Source organism: Amycolatopsis sp. NPDC051371 (assembly GCF_040682155.1).
Lineage (GTDB): Bacteria > Actinomycetota > Actinomycetes > Mycobacteriales > Pseudonocardiaceae > Amycolatopsis.
In genome coordinates, this window is the sequence record NZ_JBFBAG010000122.1 from 1 (window position 1) to 1565 (window position 1565).

The window sequence follows — 1565 nt, forward strand, 5'->3', positions numbered from 1 at the left end:
GTGGAGCGTGGGACCTGATTTCGTAGTAGTCAAGCGATGGGGTGACGCAGGAAGGTAGCTCCGCCAGTGAGTGGTAGTACTGGTGTAAGCGTGTAGGCCGAGTGGTAGGCAAATCCGCCGCTCATATAGGTTGAGACGTGATGCGTAGCCGTTTGAGGCGAAGTAGAGTGATCCTATGCTGCCGAGAAAAGCCTCTAGTGAGTGCATGCACGGCCCGTACCCCAAACCAACACAGGTGGTCAGGTAGAGAATACCAAGGCGATCGGGTGAACTGTGGTTAAGGAACTCGGCAAAATGCCCCCGTAACTTCGGGAGAAGGGGGGCCAAACATCCTGAAGCCTTTTTCGGGCTAGGGGTGGGTGGCCGCAGAGACCAGCGGAAAGCGACTGTTTACTAAAAACACAGGTCCATGCGAAGTCGCAAGACGATGTATATGGACTGACGCCTGCCCGGTGCTGGAACGTTAAGAGGACCGGTTAATCCCTTCGGGGGTGAAGCTGAGAATTTAAGCGCCAGTAAACGGCGGTGGTAACTATAACCATCCTAAGGTAGCGAAATTCCTTGTCGGGTAAGTTCCGACCTGCACGAATGGCGTAACGACTTTCCGGCTGTCTCAACCACAGGCCCGGCGAAATTGCACTACGAGTAAAGATGCTCGTTACGCGCGGCAGGACGGAAAGACCCCGGGACCTTTACTATAGTTTGGTATTGGTTTTCGGTTCGGCTTGTGTAGGATAGGTGGGAGACTGTGAAGCGGTGACGCTAGTTGCTGTGGAGTCGTTGTTGAAATACCACTCTGGTCGAATTGGGAATCTGAACCTCGGGCCATGATCTGGTTCAGGGACAGTGCCTGATGGGTAGTTTAACTGGGGCGGTTGCCTCCTAAAGAGTAACGGAGGCGCCCAAAGGTTCCCTCAGCCTGGTTGGCAATCAGGTGTTGAGTGCAAGTGCACAAGGGAGCTTGACTGTGAGACAGACATGTCGAGCAGGGACGAAAGTCGGGACTAGTGATCCGGCACCGCCTGGTGGAAGGGGTGTCGCTCAACGGATAAAAGGTACCCCGGGGATAACAGGCTGATCTTGCCCAAGAGTCCATATCGACGGCATGGTTTGGCACCTCGATGTCGGCTCGTCGCATCCTGGGGCCGGAGTAGGTCCCAAGGGTTGGGCTGTTCGCCCATTAAAGCGGCACGCGAGCTGGGTTTAGAACGTCGTGAGACAGTTCGGTCCCTATCCGCCGCGCGCGTAGGATACTTGAGGAAGGCTGTCCCTAGTACGAGAGGACCGGGACGGACGAACCTCTGGTGTGCCAGTTGTTCCGCCAGGGGCATGGCTGGTTGGCCACGTTCGGAAGGGATAACCGCTGAAGGCATCTAAGCGGGAAGCCTGTTCCAAGATGAGGTATCCCACCCTTTGTGGGTTAAGGCTCCCAATAGACCATTGGGTTGATAGGCCAGAAATGGAAGCACAGTAATGTGTTGTCGAGTTGACTGGTACTAATAGGCCGAGGACTTGTCTACGAAGGTGTTACGCATCCACTCTACGGTTCTGAAACACCACACGGC

The 1565-nt window shown here is 55.1% G+C and carries 1 rRNA gene; it reads left to right on the forward strand.

Annotation, left to right across the window (positions count from 1 at the left end):
• Window positions 1-1520, forward strand: a 23S ribosomal RNA gene (locus AB0M59_RS53565); the annotation flags it as partial.
• Window positions 1521-1565 lie beyond the last annotated feature (45 nt).